This window comes from Acinetobacter sp. FY731 (genome assembly GCF_059515905.1).
The window spans coordinates 14,943-31,053 of the sequence record NZ_JCAKNB010000011.1 but is presented as its reverse complement, the minus strand read 5'-3'; the positions used below and the strand labels follow the sequence as shown (position 1 = coordinate 31,053).

Sequence of the window (16,111 nt, the reverse complement as noted above, 5' to 3'; positions counted from 1 at the left end):
TATTTCATTTGATGAATATTTCACAATTTGAAAAACAATGATTACATTCTAAACAGGCAAAAGGGATGCATCTCAATTACAGATGTATTAAAATTAAGATAATATGAGGTGTTGCTGGTCAACACCTTTTTTATTTTTTTATTTTTTATCTTTAGGTATCTACCCATGACCGTTCAAATGAGCGTAATGATTTCCACAGAAGAAATCCAAGCTAAAGTTAAAGAGCTTGGTGCAATTATTGATGCACACTACGCAAACAGTGACAAAGAATTAGTACTTGTAGGTTTATTACGTGGCTCTGTAATTTTCATGTCAGATTTATGCCGCGCAATAACGAAACCACATGAACTAGATTTTATGACGGTATCAAGTTATGGCGGTGGAACTGTATCTTCAAAAGACGTTAAAATTTTGAAAGATTTAGACGGCGAAATTCGTGGTAAAGACGTTCTTGTTGTTGAAGATATTATCGATTCTGGTAATACATTAAGCAAAGTTTTAGAAATTTTAAGCACCCGTCAGCCTAATTCAATTGAGCTTTGCACCTTAGTTAGCAAACCTTCACGCCGTGAAATTGATTTAGAAGTTAAATTTTTAGGCTTTGAAGTCGAAGACAAATTTATTGTTGGTTATGGCTTAGATTACGATCAAAAATATCGCCATCTTCCATTTATTGGTGAAATTGGTCTTTAAGTAATTTTTTTAAAAGTGGCGTAAGCCACTTTTTTTATTTTTAAATTGTAGTGAACAAAAAAACAACAACACTTTTCCTTAACTTTCTTTTTTCTTTAAGATTTTTATTTAATGATATATCTATACGTTTTTATAATACAAAGATAAATAACAAGGAGATTTACGATGTGGTCACTTATTGTTGCAATTGTTGTTGGTTTTTTTGCAGGTTTAATTGCACGTGCTATTCATCCTGGTAAAGATAAAGCAGGTTTTTTTGTTACAGCTGCACTAGGGATTGCTGGTTCATTACTTGCAACTTATGGCGGACGCTTCTTAGGTTTATATGCTGAAGGTTCAAGTGCAGGATTTATAGCATCTGTGATTGGTGCAATTATTATTCTATTTATTTATAATTTTGTTGCTAAAAAATCTTAATTATTCAAATAAAAAAAGCACCTTTTACAGGTGCTTTTTTCAGCTTAAAACTTTCGCTTACAAACCAAATTCTTTAAATATTTGTTCAATTTGTTCTGCAGGGTAGGCACCTGAAACTTTAAATCCATTTTCAAAAACAATAGTTGGTGTGCCATTAATTCCTAAAGTACGTGCCAATGAAAGGTTACGTTCAACAGGGTTTTCACATGTCTTTTGATTTGTTGGTTCATACCCTTTACCAATTAAATCATCCCAAGCTTGTGCAGGATTTTTTTCACAGAAAATTTTCTTAGATGGTGCAACCGATTGTGGTTTAAATGCTAAAACAAAAATATGAATAGTCACATTATTTAACTTTTTAAACTCAGCTTCTAATTGCTTACAATAAGGGCAGTTTGGATCTGTAAATACCGCAATTTGACGTTTACCATTACCTTTTACAATTTTAATAGCATCATTTAACGGAAGCTTTTTCCAGTCCAAAGAGTTTTGTTGAACCAATAAACTTTTAGTTAAATTTTGCTTATCTTTTAAACGCACCATAGAGCCTGCAACAATATGCTGAGCATCATCGTTTAAATATACAACTTGCCCATTTAAAGAACCGCTATAAATTCCTTTCATTTCTGTTGTTTGAATATTCTGAATATTCACATCTGGTGAATTTTTTGCGAGATTCGTTTTTACCGTATTAATATCTGCAAATGTTATGGTCGACAAAAGGGCCGTTGCCAACATCATATATTTTTTCATTTATTTCAGTTCTCTTTTAAAACCTTTACAAGTGTAACGTGTAATCTTTCCGCTTGTGTTGATTTTTATTAACTCAAAAATTAACCAATTTGTTCCACGTGGAACAAATTATTTTGGGTTGATTTCGACAGAAATATGAACAATTTCATCATGAATTGAAAGTGCCTTTCGAATATAATCTGCATCAAATTGAGCACTACTTTCTAATGCCAAGATACATGCATATTTTCCATTACCTACTTTCCATACGTGTAAATCTGTAATATTTACAACATAAGGAAGCTCTTGAATAACAACTCGAATTTCTTCAACAACTGGCTCATTCATTTCAGCATCAAGCAAAGTTTTTCCTGTTTCAGACATTAAACCCAAAGCCCATTTTGCAATTAAAATTGCCCCAATTATTCCTAGCACTGCATCTAGAAAATCCCATCCCATATATTTACCAGCACACAAGGCTATAATAGCCAATACAGAAGTCACAGCATCTGCCACCACATGTAAAAATGCAGCTTTTTGATTTAAGTCATGATGGTGATGATCATGGTCGTGAGAATGATTGTGAGGATGGTGTGAATGTCCGTGATCATGCGAGTGATGATGTTCTCCATCATGAAGTAACCAAGCACAAATTAGGTTAATAACTAAACCTAAAATCGCAATCGGAATTGCTTCGTTATAGTGAATTTCAACAGGATTCATTAACCGAATACATGATTGAACTGCCATAAAAACAGCAACAACTAACAATAAAATTGCGCTGCTATATCCGGCTAAAATTTCAATTTTCCATGTACCAAAACAAAAGCGTTTGTCATTTGCATAATGACGTGCAGCACGATATGCAAAATAAGCCAAACCAAGTGCAAGCATATGCGAACTCATATGCCATCCATCGGCTAACAATGCCATGGAGTTAAAAAACCAACCTCCAAATACTTCTAAGATCATCATGACTGCCGTTAGAATAGTAGCAATCAAAATGCGTTTTTGAGCAAGCGGATTTCCCTCATCAAACTGATGAGAATGAATTCGAGATGACTTTAAATTTTGCATAATCATTAGAAATTAATATACTCCCCTACAGTATATTCCCATTTGGAGAATTTGTGTGAGCCATGTACATCAAGATAAGAAAATTTTGAATCGCGTTAAGCGCTTACAAGGTCAATTAAATGCAGTAGAGCAATCAATGATTCAACCTGAATCAAGCTGCATTGAAGTTCTTCAGCAAGTTGCTGCTATTCGTGGTGCTGTCAATGGTTTAATGAATGAGCTTACTGAAATGCATTTACGTCATCATGTATTACATGATGCTGAACATGTGAATGAAGAGGAGCTTGAAGAGTTTTTTAAATTATTAAAACGGTATGGTTAATTTTTTAAAATTTATTTTGATCTCTTAATATTTTTGTTTTTAAATTAAACATCTCTTCTTTTTTACCTCATGTTTTATTTAAAGCATTCGGTACACGCGATTTTAAATATGACTCAATCACAATGGAGACCATTTTTAATGGTTAGCCTTGCCCTTTGTATCGGCACAATTGGTACAGCTTTAGCAAGCCCGCTTTATCCAATTTATCAAGAGTTATGGCATTTACTTCCTAGTCATATTACTTATATTTTTGTTGCCTATATGTTTGGATGCTTGGCTACATTGTTGTTTTTAGGGCGTGCTAGCAATAGTTTTGGCTTTTTAAGAACCTTACAAGTCGGTCTATTACTCATTATTTTAGGATTAGCATTATCTAGTGTTGCACCGAGTGCATTATGGTTGTCTTTGGGGCGTTTTATTATTGGTATTGCATCTGGGCTAATTAGTACATCTGCCATGCTAGGCTTAATTTACACTATTCCTGAAAGTCATAAACAACAAGCAGCTCAGCTAAGTTCTGTAATTACCGTTATTGGCTTTAGTTTAGGGCCTTTTATTGGTGGAGTGATTGCCCAATTTTCACAGTTTCCATTATTTACACCCTATATTCCTGTCATTATTTTTGCAATTTTGTGTTTAATTGGCTTATTTTTTATTAAAGTCCCTCATTTCAAAAAACAGACTTTTTCTATTGCACCTCATTTAGAAACACCTGAAAAAAAATATAAATCATCTTTTTATATCGCAGGTCTTACCGCTTTTTGCGCTTTTGCATCATTTAGCCTATTTGCATCACTCGCACCATCTTTTGTCAAAGAAGCAATTCCTTGGCATGGCCCATTCGTCAGTGGGACAGCTATTGCGAGTATTCTTTTGGTTTCGGCATGTGTACAATTTTTTGCGAAAGGTTTAAAACCTGAAAAATCATTAAAACTAGGGTTAAGTATTCTTATTTTAAGTTATGTGCTTCTCGCACTTTGTATGACTCAGCATCTCAGCTTTTTATTCTTTGTAAGTGATATTTTAGTTGGTGTTGGGCATGGTTTCGGCTTACTTGGTGCTTTTGGTTTAGTACATACCATGACGCATAGTGAAAATCGTGCGGGGGTTATTTCAACTTATCTGTTTATTGGGTATTGGGGCACCATTTTACCAATTATTGGTACAGGTTATTTGTCGGATCTTTTTGGTTTAGTGGTTGGTATTTTAGGTTTTTGTATCGTAATAGGTTTGTTATGTTTTAGCTTATTAGCTTGGCAAAGAAAAATTAAAACTACTTAAATTACCCACAATTTCTTCATTTTTCATTAAGATACATTTTTTAATTTTAAATGGGGGAAATAATGATAAAACAACTTGGAATTTTAGGACTTACTTGTATTTCTTTAAGTGCATGCACTTCAATTCAGGTAAAAAATACAAATGGGTTTCAACCTAAAAACCTTCAAAAGATTTGTATTATTCAGAATCCAAAAGTCATTGTGAATGGCTTTGAAGATGCCATGATTAAAAGTTTTAAAAGATACAATATTCAAGCTAATGTTTATCCTGAAAATTCTAAACCTGTCTTGTGTGATACAACCATGACATATACAGCTTTACGTACTTGGGATGTAGTGACTTATTTAAGTTTCGCTCAATTTACGTTATATCAAGATAACCAACAAGTTTCTGAAGCAAAATTTCATTTAAAGGGTAAAGGTGGATTAGCATTAAATAAATGGCGATCTACTGAAACGAAGGTCAATGAGCTTATAGATGAGCTTTTAAAATAAAAAGAAGCCCTCAACTGAGGGCTTCTTTTTATTATTCAATGAAATTATTTCCCAATACAAAATGATCCGAAAATTTTTCCAAGTAAATCATCTGCACTAAAATCACCAGTAATTTCGCCTAATGAATTTTGAGCTAATCGAAGTGACTCAGCAACCAACTCACCTGCGTTATAAACAACAAGTTGCTCACGTGCTTCAGCAAGATATTCCTGAGTACGCTTCATTGCGTCTAAATGACGAGTTCGAGCAATAAAGGTATCTTCTTCTGGTTGGAAGCCTGCATGCGCTGTAATCGCATCTATGAGCGATTGAACACCAGTTTCTTCTTTTGCTGAGACCGTTATATGGCGGAAACTCTGAAAATCCGAAATTTCAGCAGTTTTTCCAGTTAAATCACACTTATTACCAATCAACATTAAGCGTTTTGGCTCAATATGATCCGCAAAATACTCTTGAGCAAGTTCAAGCGGGTTATCACCTTGGCTTAAGTCATAAACAAGCAATAACAAATCAGCTTGTTCAATTTCTTTAATCGCACGACGGATCCCTTCTTTTTCAACAATATCGCCAGTTTCACGTAAACCAGCTGTATCTGTAAGCGTAATTGGTAAACCATTTAGCGTAATTTTCTCGTGTAGAACATCGCGTGTTGTACCCGCAATATCCGTCACAATTGCACGTTCAATACCTGCAAGCGAGTTCAGTAATGAGGATTTACCCGCATTTGGCTTGCCTGCAATAACAACTTGCAAACCTTCACGTAATAACTGACCTTGACGTGCAGATTGCTGTACAGCCGTAACTGAATTTGCCACACCATCTAACAGATTTAAAATTTTACCATCTGCCAAGAAATCAATTTCTTCTTCAGGAAAATCAATGGCAGCTTCAACGTGTAAACGTAAATGGATTAGCTGCTCCAATACTGTATTTACTTTTGTTGAAAATGCACCTTGTAACGAACGTACAGCAGAGCGTGCTGCAGCCTGTGAAGTTGCATCAATCAAGTCAGCAATCGCTTCTGCTTGTACCAAATCAAGCTTACCATTTTCAAAAGCACGCATTGAAAACTCACCAGCTTTAGCTGCAATTGCACCTAATTCAAATAAACGTGCAAGTAGGGCATTTTGAATGACAGGACCACCATGTCCTTGCAACTCAACAACATCTTCACCTGTAAAAGAGTTTGGATTTGGAAAGCATATTGCTAAGCCTTCATCCATCACTTCATTATTCGCATCATAAAACTGACGGAATCCTGCATAACGTGCTTTTGGTAATTCTTTTTGTGTTAAAGCTTCTGCAATGGCATAAGCCTGAGGACCAGATAGGCGAATCACACCGACACCACCACGACCTGGTGGTGTGGCAATTGCAGCAATAGTGGTTCGGTTTTGCATAAAATTCACCTAAAAATCGAAAACAACAGACAAATAAAAATCCGCCTAAGATTACCATCTTAAGCGGATTTATTCAGCTATTCAGCAAGTCTTACTTTGCTTCGTTCGCTTCTTCACGTTTTACACGGTCTTTTTCAACAGATTTGTTGATTAAACCTTGCTGTAAAATCGTAATACTGTTGTTACAGATCCAGTAAAGTACAAGACCTGCTGGGAAGAACAACATGAATACAGTGAAAATAATTGGCATAAATTTAAATACTTTCGCTTGCATAGGATCTGCAGGCTGAGGATTTAAACTTTGCTGAATGAACATCGTTACGCCCATTAACAATGGGAGAATGAAATACGGATCCATTGCTGATAAATCTTGAATCCAAAGAATCCAAGGTGCATGGCGTAGTTCAACAGATTCCATCAACACCCAATACAACGCAAGGAAGATTGGCATTTGAAGTAATAATGGTAAACAACCTGAAAGTGGGTTCACTTGTTCACGTTTGTAAAGCGCCATCATTTCTTGAGAGAAACGCATGCGGTCTTCACCAAACTCTTCTTTCATGCGTTGCATTTCTGGTGCAATCACACGCATTTTCGCCATAGAGCGGTAGCTCTTAGACGATAAAGGCCAAAGAATAAGCTTAACAAGAATCGTCAATAGAATAATTGACCAACCCCAGTTTCCAACAATACCGTGGAAGAATTGCAAACCTAAGAATAAAAGTTTAGCAATTGGCCATAACCAACCATAATCAACGGTTTGATTTAACCCAACAGCTAAGTCTTTTAATTCAGATTGAATTTTAGGGCCAGCATAGAATGTCGCATCAACTTCAGCCACTGTACCCTTAGGAACAGTAATTGTTGGTGAAGTAAAACCAATGATATTCATATCATCAGCAGACTTACGAGATTCTAATTTTGCTGTATATGCTTGACCATCATTTTGCGTTAACTTGATATCACCAGGAATCCAAGCACTTACAAAATAATGTTGAACCATTGCAACCCATGCATCTTTAGCCTCAACACTTAACTTTTCTTCGTTAAAATTAGCGAATTTAAGTTTATTGTAATGCTCTTCAGGTGTACCCCAAGCACCGCCCAAGAATGTACCTAAAGTAAAAATACCTTGGTCAGACTTGCCTGGATCTTCTGAGTTATCACGTTTAAGTTGGCCAAACATTTGACCTTGCCAAGGAGCTGCACTGCGGTTAATTACTTTATGGTTAACAACAACTGGGTAATCACCTTCCTTAAATGTGAAAGTCTTGATGATTTCAACACCATCAGCTGTTTTATATACCATTGGAATAGTTAAAACTTTAACTATTTTTCCATCTTTATCTTTTATTTCTTTAGCATCAGCTAAATTATATGAAGCTTTTTCAAACTCATATACAGGACGACCATTACGGCTGCTATCTGGACCATTAAGACCAATTAAGCCAGATTGCGCGACATAAGTACGTTTTGCATCGCTTTCGAGCATAACGAATGGTTCATCACTGTCTTTATTTTTGTCATGGTTGAGTAATTCAACACGAACAATATCACCACCTTTAGGATTAATCCAAAGATGATAAAGGTCAGTTTTTACTGAAATAAGTTGTTGACTTACAGGTGCTATAGCATCCGAAGTTTGTTGCTGAGTTGCAATATTTGCTTGCGGCATATCAGTTGTTGCTGTAGCCGTTTGACCATTTGGCAAATCAGCAGACACATCTTTTGAAACTGCAACAGCTTCTTGCTGTACTTTAGGTTCCACGTGTCCATAATCTTTTTGCCAAGCCAAAATGAGCAAATATGCGACAACAAACATAGCTCCTAGAATGGCAATCCTGGCCCATTGTTGCATATCAATTACCCCAAGTGGTTAGAGTGATTTTGGTTCATTAAACGATCACGAAAGGGTACAACAACGTGAAGCGTTTGAGAATCTATTTGCTGAAATGAAATAAAACGAATTACCTTTGGAGGGACTGGGTCATAACCCGATCCTCCCCACGGATGACAACGACAAATACGTCTAGTCGCCAGCCACACACCACGCACAGCACCATGTGTATGGACTGCTTCCAATGAATATTGAGAACAAGTGGGAATATAACGACAGCGAGGTCCTAATAAAGGACTAAGCGCAATCTGATAGAAACGTATAAACCAATGCAGTAAACGAACCATTGGCCATCTCTACTTTTGTGGGGATGGAACTATTTTTGAATGCTTTTTGGCAAGGCGTTGCAATTTTTGCCAAGCACTTTGTAATTGCTGATGCAATTCAGCGTTCGAAATTGTATCAATACCTATTTTAGGCATAACAACAATATCTAAATCATCTAATTGCTGTTGATGCAGGCGAAAACTTTCGCGAGCAAGACGTTTTACTCTATTTCTTTCATGTGCACGACGCACTTTCTTTTTAGCAACGACAATACCCAAACGGCTATTAGGCAATTCGGAACGTTTTGCTAAAAATAAGAAATGGGGCTGATGCACTTTAAAAAGCGCACCATCAAACACACCTTTATAATCAGCAGCACAGCGTAATCGAACCTCTGTACTGAAGCTATAAAGTTTTGTTATAACACCCAAGGTATAATACCTTAACTGATTAAACAGTTAAGCTATGACGACCTTTTGCACGACGGCGAGCTAATACTTGACGACCAGCTTTTGTAGCCATACGAGCACGGAAACCATGAACGCGCTTACGCTTTAATTCAGATGGTTGGAATGTACGTTTCATATTGAAACTCCAAATATGATCTTGCTATGAAGGTTCGCGATTTTAGTGCTCATTGCTTGAGCTGTCAATGAAAAACGCGATTTGTAACAAAAATGATGCCTTTTTTTATTGTAAGACTTTAAATAAAAAAATTTAGTCTGAAAAATCAACTCACAATGCAAGATACTGATATATCTAGAGTAATAGTAATATCAACACCTTTATCTTCAGCTTTATCCACAATAGATGATTTCTAAATGAATTTATACAACCATATTTTTTGAATTTATTTAAATTTAAAATTACCCACAAAAAATAGCCTTCATATTAATAAATTCAAATTTATAAATTTAAATTTATTATTATTAGCGCTGATTATTTCTGTGGAAATCAACTTTATTTCTTTTTTTAATAGTAACTTAGATTGTGGATATACATGTTTTAATAAAAAGAATACTTTGTGGATAAGTTTATGATATATTTTATCCACAGGTTGTTAATTAATTTATCCACAGGCGATTGAATTTAATTTTTTAGCTTGTTTTGCTTTTTTTTATACAAAATTACTTTAATTTGCCATGACAGATGTGGATAACTTCGTTATCATGGCGACCCGCTTTTGCGGTCTTGAATATTTTTAATACATCATATTATGTAACGAACAGGGGGTTCGCATGCTTTGGACAGACTGCTTAACTCGTTTAAGACAAGAGTTATCGGGTAATGTCTTTACAATGTGGATTCGTCCTTTAATTGCGGAAGAACTAAACGATACATTACGTTTATACGCACCGAATCCGTATTGGACACGTTATATTCAAGAACATCATTTAGAATTGATTTCTATTTTGGCTGAACAATTGTCTGAAGGACGGGTCTGTAAAGTTGAAATTTTAGTTGATTCGCGACCAGGTGCAATTTTATCGGCAAGTGAGCAACCTGCAACAACAACAGCTGCTTTGGAAACTACACCGATAGTTAAACCTAAAAAAGAAAAAGAAGAGTTAAGTCATAAGAACAACCGTAAAAGGTTACTTAATCCTTTATTTACATTTTCTTTATTTGTGGAAGGTCGTTCTAACCAAATGGCAGCGGAAACATGTCGTAAGGTTTTAACTCAACCTGGTGCATCTCAACATAACCCTTTATTTTTATATGGTCCTACAGGGTTAGGTAAAACACACTTAATGCAAGCGGTAGGGAATGCTTTGTTACAAGCAAAACCGAATGCACGTGTGATGTATATGACCGCTGAAAGCTTTGTTCAAGATTTCGTAAAGTCATTACAACAAGGAAAAGTAGAAGAGTTTAAAAAGAACTGTCGTTCTTTAGATTTATTGTTGGTAGATGATATTCATTTACTAGCGGGTAAAGAAGCAAGTCTGGTTGAGTTTTTTTATACGTTTAATGCTTTGTTAGATGAATCTAAACAAATTATTTTGACTTCAGATCGTTATCCAAAAGAATTAACAGAATTAGATCCACGTTTAGTTTCACGTTTCTCTTGGGGATTATCAGTAGGTGTTGAGCCTCCTGATATAGAAACACGTATTGAAATTTTGTTAAAGAAAGCTGAAAGTAACGATGTTGATTTGCCACGAAATTGTGCGTTGTTTATTGCTCAACAAGTTGTTGCAAATGTTCGTGAACTTGAAGGCGCTTTAAATAAAGTGGTTGCGATTTCTCGTTTTAAAGGCACGCCAATTGATTTAGAAGTTGTACGTGAGTCTTTAAAAGATGTGTTGGCTATTCGTGCACGAACCATTAGTACTGAAAATATTCAGCGTGTGGTGAGTGAGTATTTTAGAATTCCGTTAAAAGAAATGGTTGGCCCAAAACGTACACGTATTTATGCAAGACCACGCCAATTGGCAATGGGATTGGCACGTGAACTAACAGGTGATAGCTTCCCAGAAATTGGGATGGCTTTTGGTGGTCGAGATCACAGTACTGTTATGCATGCATGCGAAAAAGTGCAGAACTTACGTGAAGAAGATCCGATCTTTAATGAAGACTACAAAAACTTGCAACGCTTGTTGCAAAGTTGATTAAAACTGTTCAAATTATGTTCTTGCAATGCGGTATTTTCTACCGCATAGTAGATGACTAAAAAATTTATTTATTATTAATCTTCAGTTGTTAGAGGAATGAACCGTGCGTTTGAAAATCGCCAAAGAAAGTCTATTGAATGTTCTATCACATGTTGTTGGAGCGGTAGAGCGTCGCCATACTTTAAACATTCTATCTAATGTGAAAATTCAAGTTACAAATGAATTATTAACGATTACTGGTTCTGATTTAGAAGTAGAACTTGTTGCGAGTATGCCTTTAGCAGAAGGTGCATGTTTGCAAGTTGGTGAAACTACGGTTCCAGCCCGTAAACTGGTTGATATTTGTAAATCTCTACCAGCTGCGGCGTTAATTGACTTTCAAATTACTGAAGATCAACGTTGTATTTTAAAATCAGGAAATAGTCGTTTTGTATTGGGTACTTTACCAGCAGAAGACTATCCGCTTTTAGCTACTGAAAATGCACAAGGTACAGAAGTATCTGTGACTCAGCGTGAATTAAAACGTTTATTTGAAAAAACTGCATTTGCAATGGCAGTTCAAGATGTACGTTTTTATTTAACAGGTACATTGTTAGAAATTGATCAAACACAACTTCGTGCTGTAACAACAGATGGTCACCGTTTAGCACTTTGTGAAACAGGTGCAACATCTACAGCAACACAAGCTGTTCAAGCTATTGTTCCGCGTAAAGCTGTGGGTGAATTACAACGCTTATTAAGTGTTGAAGATGAGCAATTATCTTTGTTAATTGGTCGTGAATTATTGAATGTAACAATTACAATTGCGAGTCGTGATAAAGAGCAAGGTGATATTACAGTTCGTTTCACAACAAAATTGATTGATGGTAAATTCCCAGATTATCGTCGTGTTATTCCACGTGGTGGCGATAAAGTTGTTATGATTGCACATGATGTATTTAAACAATCACTTCAACGTGTTGCTATTTTAAGTAATGAAAAATTACGTGGTGTGTTCTTAAACTTTAATGCAGATTCATTGCAACTGCGTGCGAACAACCCAGAGCAAGACGAAGCTATTGAAGACTTAGCAATTCAATATTCAGATGCCTCTTTAGAAATGTCTTTTAATGCACAATATTTAATTGAAGTATTAAATGTTTTAGATGGCGATGATGTTTCGATTACGATGACAGAAGCAAACCAATCTGTATTGGTGCAAGATCCTGCACAACAAGATCAAACTTATGTTGTTATGCCAATGCGTGTTTAATCTATAGCATTTTATTTAGATTTTATTATGCATATCACGCGTTTAAACATAGAGCGTGTTCGAAACTTAAAAGCGGTTGCACTCCAAGAGTTGCAGCCGTTTAATGTTTTTTATGGGCAAAATGGCTCAGGAAAAACTTCAGTTCTAGAGGCTATACATTTGCTTGCAACTGGACGATCATTTCGAACACATCTTCCTAAAAATTATATTCAAAATAATACGCAAGATGCGATTGTTTTTGCACAGTCATTGACTGAAAAAATCGGAATGCAAAAACTTTTGAGTGGAGAGCAGATCATTAAAGTAAATGGTGATCTTATTGCAACTCAAGGACAATTAGCTAAAATTTTACCGTTACAATACATTGAGCCACAAAGTACAGATCTTATTGATTATGGTGCAAAACCAAGAAGACAATTATTAGATTGGATGATGTTCCACGTGGAACCTGAGTTTTATCATGCGTGGCAATATTACTCTCGTGCATTAAAACAAAGAAATAGTTTATTAAAAGCCAATAGGCGCTTAACACTTTCAGATTTAGAACCATGGAATGTCATGCTGAGTGAGTATGGTGAAATACTACATAATCAGCGAGTGGGGGTAGTTGAAAAATGGAAACACTATTTTGAGCAAGATTTAAAAGCACTATTGCCAGATTTAAATATAGAGCTTGAGTATGTGGCAGGTTTCCGTGCGGAAACGGGCTTACTCAATGATCTCACCAATTATCATTATAAAGATGTAGAACGGGGTTATACCGAATATGGTCCGCATAAAGCAGATTTACGTTTAAAAACCCCAACAGGCGATGCTGATCATGTATTGTCACGTGGGCAAAAAAAACTATTAGTCATGGCATTAAAGCTATCGCAGATTGCAATGCTACATGATTGCAATAAGGAAACTGTGGTATTATTAGATGATCTGACAGCAGAATTAGATTTAACCGCACAACAACGTTTAATTGAGCGATTGAGCCAACTTGGTAGTCAAGTTTTTATTACCACATTAGACCATAAATCAGTACAAAAGCACTTACATGATTTGTCTATCTCATATCAGTTATTCAATGTTGAAAACGGTACAGTTCAAGTTGTTGTGCAATAATTTTCCAAGTTTGGATAAACCTATTTTTCACTAGGGAGAAACCATGAGTTCAGAAGATCAAGCTGCTTCTCAAACAGAACAAACCACTGAAAAGGCTTATGATTCCTCTAGCATCAAGGTATTACGTGGTCTAGACGCGGTACGTAAGCGTCCAGGTATGTATATTGGTGATACAGATGATGGAACAGGCTTACACCATATGGTGTTTGAAGTCGTAGATAACTCTATCGACGAAGCCTTGGCAGGTCATTGTGATGAAATTTTGGTGACTATTCACGAAGATGAATCTGTAAGTGTTTCAGATAATGGTCGTGGTATTCCTACCGATATTCACCCTGAAGAAGGTGTTTCAGCAGCAGAAGTAATTTTAACAATTTTACATGCTGGTGGTAAATTCGATGATAATAGCTATAAAGTTTCTGGTGGTTTACATGGTGTAGGTGTTTCGGTTGTAAACGCTTTATCTGAAAAATTACTATTGAATATTAGCCGTGCGGGTAAAACTTACGAACAAGAATATCGTCATGGTGACCCTGTTTATAAATTGCGTGAAACAGGTGTAACTGAAACTTCAGGTACAACTGTACGTTTCTACCCGAGTGCAGAAACATTCAGCCAAACTATTTTTAATGTTGATATTTTGGCACGTCGTTTACGTGAGCTTTCATTCTTAAATGCTGGTGTTCGCATTGTTTTACGTGATGAACGTATTAACTTAGAACATGTGTATGACTACGAAGGTGGTTTGTCTGAGTTTGTTAAATATATTAACCAAGGCAAAACGCATTTAAATGACATTTTCCATTTCACTACTCAAGCCGATAACGGTATTGGTGTTGAAGTTGCTTTGCAGTGGAATGATACCTATCAAGAAAATGTACGCTGTTTTACAAACAATATCCCTCAAAAAGATGGTGGTACTCACTTAGCTGGCTTCCGTGCTGCGTTAACACGTGGTTTGAACAGCTATATGGAAAATGAAAGCTTACTTAAGAAAGAAAAAGTAGCTGTTTCAGGTGATGATGCACGTGAAGGCTTAACTGCGATTGTTTCGGTTAAAGTGCCAGATCCAAAATTCTCTTCACAAACCAAAGAAAAATTGGTTTCAAGTGAAGTAAAAACAGCTGTTGAACAAGCAATGAACAAATCATTCTCTGAATATCTTTTAGAGAATCCTCAAGCTGCAAAATCAATTGCTGGAAAAATTATTGATGCTGCGCGTGCACGAGATGCTGCACGTAAAGCACGTGAAATGACTCGTCGTAAAAGCGCATTAGATATTGCAGGTCTTCCTGGTAAATTGGCAGATTGCCAAGAAAAAGATCCAGCTTTATCTGAATTGTACTTAGTCGAAGGTGACTCTGCGGGTGGATCTGCGAAGCAAGGTCGTAACCGTAAGATGCAAGCAATTTTGCCATTGAAGGGTAAAATTCTAAACGTGGAACGTGCGCGTTTTGACAAGATGATTTCATCTCAAGAAGTCGGCACGCTTATTACTGCATTAGGTTGTGGTATTGGTCGTGAAGAATATAATCCTGACAAATTGCGTTATCATAAAATCATCATTATGACCGATGCCGATGTCGATGGTTCGCACATTCGTACCTTACTATTGACTTTCTTCTTCCGTCAAATGCCTGAACTTGTGGAACGTGGTTATATTTATATTGCCCAACCACCGCTTTATAAGTTGAAAAAAGGTAAGCAAGAACAGTACATCAAAGATAACGATGCACTAGAAACTTATTTAATTTCAAATGCAATTGATGAGCTTGAGCTGCATATTAGTGCAGAAGCACCTGCTATTCGCGGTGAAGCTTTAGCAAATGTAATTGCTGATTATCAAACTTCACAAAAAAGCTTACAGCGTTTAACTGTTCGTTATCCTGCAAGCTTACTTGATGGTTTGTTGGCAATAGAAGCATTTAAACTTGATCAAACTTCAGATCAAGCGTATGTACAACAATGGGGTGAGCAACTTCGTCAACATATCGAAGCGACTCAATCTAGCTTACGTCCAGAGTTAACACTTGAAGCATTTGAAAAAGAAAATGCAGATGGTTCTAAATCTACAACATATTTCCCACGTATTACGATTTACGTTCATAACTTGCCACATACATACTTATTAGATGCTGGCTTGTTAGGTTCAGGTGAATATGCACGTTTATTGAAAAATTCGAAAAGCTGGTTCACATTGCTTGAAGAAGGTGCTTATTTACAAAAAGGCGATCGTAAGATTGTTGTATCGAGCTTCCATCAGGTTTGGCAAAACATTCTTCAAGACTCACGTCGTGGCATGATGATTCAGCGCTATAAGGGTCTTGGCGAGATGAACGCTGAACAGCTTTGGGAAACAACAATGGATCCTGAAAACCGTAATATGCTACAAGTTACGGTTCAAGATGCAATTGAAGCAGACCGTATGTTCTCTTGTTTAATGGGTGATGATGTGGAACCACGTCGTGCTTTCATTGAGGAAAATGCATTAAATGCAGATATCGATGCTTAATTGATATTAAAAAAAGAGCACCTTTCGGGGTGCTTTTTTTAT

Annotated in this window: 16 protein-coding genes; 9 read left to right on the top strand and 7 right to left on the bottom strand. The window is 36.2% G+C overall.

What is annotated here, in order from left to right; all coding sequences use genetic code 11:
• Positions 1-165: 165 nt before the first annotated feature.
• Both hpt and AC5YC8_RS12190 read left to right on the top strand, forming a co-directional pair.
• A complete protein-coding gene (hpt, locus tag AC5YC8_RS12195) occupies positions 166-693 on the top strand; it encodes a hypoxanthine phosphoribosyltransferase (RefSeq protein WP_496119001.1) in 528 nt (175 codons plus the stop codon).
• Between the two features lie 165 nt (positions 694-858).
• Positions 859-1,110: a GlsB/YeaQ/YmgE family stress response membrane protein gene (locus AC5YC8_RS12190; RefSeq protein ID WP_496118999.1), complete on the top strand. Its 252-nt coding sequence runs from the start codon at positions 859-861 to the stop codon at positions 1,108-1,110.
• A gap of 57 nt (positions 1,111-1,167) precedes the next feature.
• Here AC5YC8_RS12190 and AC5YC8_RS12185 read toward each other — a convergent pair whose 3' ends face one another.
• Positions 1,168-1,863, bottom strand: a complete 696-nt coding sequence (locus AC5YC8_RS12185; RefSeq protein WP_496164713.1) for a DsbC family protein — start codon at positions 1,861-1,863, stop codon at positions 1,168-1,170.
• A gap of 108 nt (positions 1,864-1,971) precedes the next feature.
• Positions 1,972-2,919 (bottom strand): CDF family Co(II)/Ni(II) efflux transporter DmeF, encoded by a 948-nt coding sequence (gene dmeF / locus AC5YC8_RS12180; RefSeq protein ID WP_496164727.1) that lies wholly within the window; start codon positions 2,917-2,919, stop codon positions 1,972-1,974.
• Positions 2,920-2,974: 55 nt separating this feature from the next.
• On the opposite strand from dmeF, the gene AC5YC8_RS12175 reads away from it, so the two are divergent.
• The 3 genes from AC5YC8_RS12175 (at position 2,975) to AC5YC8_RS12165 (ending at position 5,016) form a co-directional block, all read left to right on the top strand.
• Positions 2,975-3,241: a metal/formaldehyde-sensitive transcriptional repressor gene (locus AC5YC8_RS12175; RefSeq protein ID WP_496118995.1), complete on the top strand. Its 267-nt coding sequence runs from the start codon at positions 2,975-2,977 to the stop codon at positions 3,239-3,241.
• A gap of 108 nt (positions 3,242-3,349) precedes the next feature.
• Complete coding sequence (locus AC5YC8_RS12170) at positions 3,350-4,522, top strand: MFS transporter (protein ID WP_496164712.1); 1,173 nt, start codon at positions 3,350-3,352, stop codon at positions 4,520-4,522.
• Between the two features lie 62 nt (positions 4,523-4,584).
• Complete coding sequence (locus AC5YC8_RS12165; protein ID WP_496164711.1) at positions 4,585-5,016, top strand: Sbal_3080 family lipoprotein; 432 nt, start codon at positions 4,585-4,587, stop codon at positions 5,014-5,016.
• A 44-nt stretch (positions 5,017-5,060) separates the two neighbouring features.
• Here AC5YC8_RS12165 and mnmE read toward each other — a convergent pair whose 3' ends face one another.
• The 5 genes from mnmE to rpmH form a co-directional block, all read right to left on the bottom strand.
• Positions 5,061-6,416: a tRNA uridine-5-carboxymethylaminomethyl(34) synthesis GTPase MnmE gene (gene mnmE / locus AC5YC8_RS12160; RefSeq protein WP_496164710.1), complete on the bottom strand. Its 1,356-nt coding sequence runs from the start codon at positions 6,414-6,416 to the stop codon at positions 5,061-5,063.
• A 91-nt stretch (positions 6,417-6,507) separates the two neighbouring features.
• Positions 6,508-8,274 (bottom strand): membrane protein insertase YidC, encoded by a 1,767-nt coding sequence (yidC, locus tag AC5YC8_RS12155; protein WP_496164709.1) that lies wholly within the window; start codon positions 8,272-8,274, stop codon positions 6,508-6,510.
• 5 nt (positions 8,275-8,279) lie between these two features.
• A complete protein-coding gene (gene yidD / locus AC5YC8_RS12150) occupies positions 8,280-8,600 on the bottom strand; it encodes a membrane protein insertion efficiency factor YidD (protein ID WP_321090297.1) in 321 nt (106 codons plus the stop codon).
• Positions 8,601-8,609: 9 nt separating this feature from the next.
• Positions 8,610-9,002: a ribonuclease P protein component gene (rnpA, locus tag AC5YC8_RS12145; protein WP_496119051.1), complete on the bottom strand. Its 393-nt coding sequence runs from the start codon at positions 9,000-9,002 to the stop codon at positions 8,610-8,612.
• 28 nt (positions 9,003-9,030) lie between these two features.
• Entirely contained in the window at positions 9,031-9,165 is a 135-nt protein-coding gene (gene rpmH / locus AC5YC8_RS12140; RefSeq protein WP_000831329.1) for a 50S ribosomal protein L34, read from the bottom strand.
• 653 nt (positions 9,166-9,818) lie between these two features.
• Here rpmH and dnaA point away from each other — a divergent pair.
• The 4 genes from dnaA (at position 9,819) to gyrB (ending at position 16,069) form a co-directional block, all read left to right on the top strand.
• Positions 9,819-11,192 (top strand): chromosomal replication initiator protein DnaA, encoded by a 1,374-nt coding sequence (gene dnaA, locus AC5YC8_RS12135; protein WP_496164708.1) that lies wholly within the window; start codon positions 9,819-9,821, stop codon positions 11,190-11,192.
• Positions 11,193-11,298: 106 nt separating this feature from the next.
• Complete coding sequence (gene dnaN / locus AC5YC8_RS12130) at positions 11,299-12,447, top strand: DNA polymerase III subunit beta (protein WP_496164707.1); 1,149 nt, start codon at positions 11,299-11,301, stop codon at positions 12,445-12,447.
• A 27-nt stretch (positions 12,448-12,474) separates the two neighbouring features.
• Positions 12,475-13,557: a DNA replication/repair protein RecF gene (gene recF / locus AC5YC8_RS12125; RefSeq protein WP_496164706.1), complete on the top strand. Its 1,083-nt coding sequence runs from the start codon at positions 12,475-12,477 to the stop codon at positions 13,555-13,557.
• A 43-nt stretch (positions 13,558-13,600) separates the two neighbouring features.
• A complete protein-coding gene (gene gyrB, locus AC5YC8_RS12120; protein WP_496164705.1) occupies positions 13,601-16,069 on the top strand; it encodes a DNA topoisomerase (ATP-hydrolyzing) subunit B in 2,469 nt (822 codons plus the stop codon).
• The last annotated feature ends 42 nt before the right edge of the window (positions 16,070-16,111 follow it).

What these genes read in the sequence shown, in the direction of transcription:
- hpt (WP_496119001.1), top strand. Translation starts at nt 166, where the DNA reads ATGACCGTTCAAATGAGCGTAATGATTTCCACAGAAGAAATCCAAGCT.
- AC5YC8_RS12190 (WP_496118999.1), top strand. Translation starts at nt 859, where the DNA reads ATGTGGTCACTTATTGTTGCAATTGTTGTTGGTTTTTTTGCAGGTTTA.
- AC5YC8_RS12185 (WP_496164713.1), bottom strand. Translation starts at nt 1,863, where the DNA reads ATGAAAAAATATATGATGTTGGCAACGGCCCTTTTGTCGACCATAACA.
- dmeF (WP_496164727.1), bottom strand. Translation starts at nt 2,919, where the DNA reads ATGCAAAATTTAAAGTCATCTCGAATTCATTCTCATCAGTTTGATGAG.
- AC5YC8_RS12170 (WP_496164712.1), top strand. Translation starts at nt 3,350, where the DNA reads ATGACTCAATCACAATGGAGACCATTTTTAATGGTTAGCCTTGCCCTT.
- AC5YC8_RS12165 (WP_496164711.1), top strand. Translation starts at nt 4,585, where the DNA reads ATGATAAAACAACTTGGAATTTTAGGACTTACTTGTATTTCTTTAAGT.
- mnmE (WP_496164710.1), bottom strand. Translation starts at nt 6,416, where the DNA reads ATGCAAAACCGAACCACTATTGCTGCAATTGCCACACCACCAGGTCGT.
- yidC (WP_496164709.1), bottom strand. Translation starts at nt 8,274, where the DNA reads ATGCAACAATGGGCCAGGATTGCCATTCTAGGAGCTATGTTTGTTGTC.
- yidD (WP_321090297.1), bottom strand. Translation starts at nt 8,600, where the DNA reads ATGGTTCGTTTACTGCATTGGTTTATACGTTTCTATCAGATTGCGCTT.
- rpmH (WP_000831329.1), bottom strand. Translation starts at nt 9,165, where the DNA reads ATGAAACGTACATTCCAACCATCTGAATTAAAGCGTAAGCGCGTTCAT.
- dnaA (WP_496164708.1), top strand. Translation starts at nt 9,819, where the DNA reads ATGCTTTGGACAGACTGCTTAACTCGTTTAAGACAAGAGTTATCGGGT.
- recF (WP_496164706.1), top strand. Translation starts at nt 12,475, where the DNA reads ATGCATATCACGCGTTTAAACATAGAGCGTGTTCGAAACTTAAAAGCG.
- gyrB (WP_496164705.1), top strand. Translation starts at nt 13,601, where the DNA reads ATGAGTTCAGAAGATCAAGCTGCTTCTCAAACAGAACAAACCACTGAA.